Here is a 1,568-nt window from a genome sequence, read left to right as displayed (position 1 = left end):
TCGCCCATGTCCCTAATAATTTGACATCCTCGTGTGCGTCTAAATAATTTATTTGTTTGAAACATTTATCCTTAACAAACAAATCACCACAATCCAGACGACCTATTAATTCATAACCCATTTTCAACACTATATCGATACCAAAATTTAGTGCAATCCCTATACCACTATTGACTTTCAGAGATTCAAAAAAAATATTACCAAATCTATAGCTTTGCTCTAGAAGTTCTTGATGAGGTTTAATATCACTTCCATCGTCTACAATTAGAATATCAACATCAATTTGCTCATTTATAGATGCAATTGATTCATCTAATTGTTTTGGGCAATTATAATGGGGTATTATAAGAATAAGCCTACTTTTCTCCATGCATTTTCTAATTTTATTATTTCAAATATTTAAAAAATCGCTCTACTTATTCTTGTCAGATGATTTTAAAAAGGCAGTAATAACTTTCAACTTTCAACTTTTTTAAATATTTTGGATTTGGATAAACCTGAAGTTAAAATTATTAATAATGCCAAATTAATCCAAAAAATATAATCTCTAAATGAGTCAACTTTTAACCAATTGAGCCCAGTTCCTACTATGCTTGTAAGAATAATAAGATAAATCAAATGATTTTTGTTTTTTTGATAGATTGCAATTAAACACATTGTAATACTTAAAATTAAAATAGCTAAAAAGATTATTAAACCAATGAAACCAGTTTCTGCTAGAAGCCTTATGTATAGGTTATATCCAGGTGCAAAACTAGGATAATTATCATTTAAGTATTTTAACCTAAACTCCCAATTATCTTTTATAGACCATCTAGGATAGTATTTTATAGCTTCAAAAGACTGTTGACCGAACCCAACACCAAAAAAAGGGCTATTTTTAAAAACCTCATAATTTGCATATTGGATTCCAAATCTAGATTTGTTTGAAATTGAATGTTCATCTCCTTCAATATTAAAAGATGTTGCCTTTTCAGTTATATAATTAGTGATCATCTGCCCTTTAAAAGCAAAAATGAATAGGATTACGATGCCTCCAAAAAACAATAATTTGATGAGATATGATTGATATTTCTTAAAGTTTATGAAACATGAAAAAAAGACTATAAACTGTACTGTAATAATAAAAATTCCAGCCCTAGACCCTGAGAGAAGTACAAATGTTAAAACTAAAACACATGGAATATATTTTAGAATAGTCTTATGAGTTATTATATAGCTAAGCATCCAAGGTGTGACTGTGATCAAATACGTTGCAAAAGAGGGAGGTTCAAAAGTAGGACCAGAAATTCTGTTTAATCCTAAGTCCAACTTTACATCTGTGAAGGGAAAGTAATCAAATAGATAGAGTAGATCTTGTAAAAAGCTAAATTTTAATTTAACTATTAATGTTTCGAATAAAACATATAGGGATACAAAGGCAAAGCCAAGTAAAAATGCTCTTCTAATTAATCTTAATAATGTCCAAATGGATTCTGATCTAAAAGCATTATAATAAAAAATGAAAAAAGAAATACTTATAATTAGGGATGTTATTTGACTAAAAAACCTTTTTAATCCAGAGGTGT

General features: G+C 28.3%; 2 protein-coding genes. Both read right to left on the bottom strand.

Translation table 11 applies throughout. The annotated features are described in order from the left end of the window. Nucleotides 1-370, bottom strand: a 370-nt coding sequence (locus CXF67_RS09700) for a glycosyltransferase (protein ID WP_145990448.1), incomplete at its 3' end; no start/stop codon positions are given. 86 nt (nucleotides 371-456) lie between these two features. Next, on the bottom strand, nucleotides 457-1,568 hold a 1,112-nt coding region (locus CXF67_RS09695; RefSeq protein ID WP_102088573.1), incomplete at its 5' end, for an O-antigen ligase family protein.

The organism is Psychroflexus sp. MES1-P1E (assembly GCF_002836055.1).
Classification (GTDB): Bacteria; Bacteroidota; Bacteroidia; order Flavobacteriales; family Flavobacteriaceae; genus Psychroflexus.
This window is presented reverse-complemented; position numbering and strand designations above follow the sequence as displayed.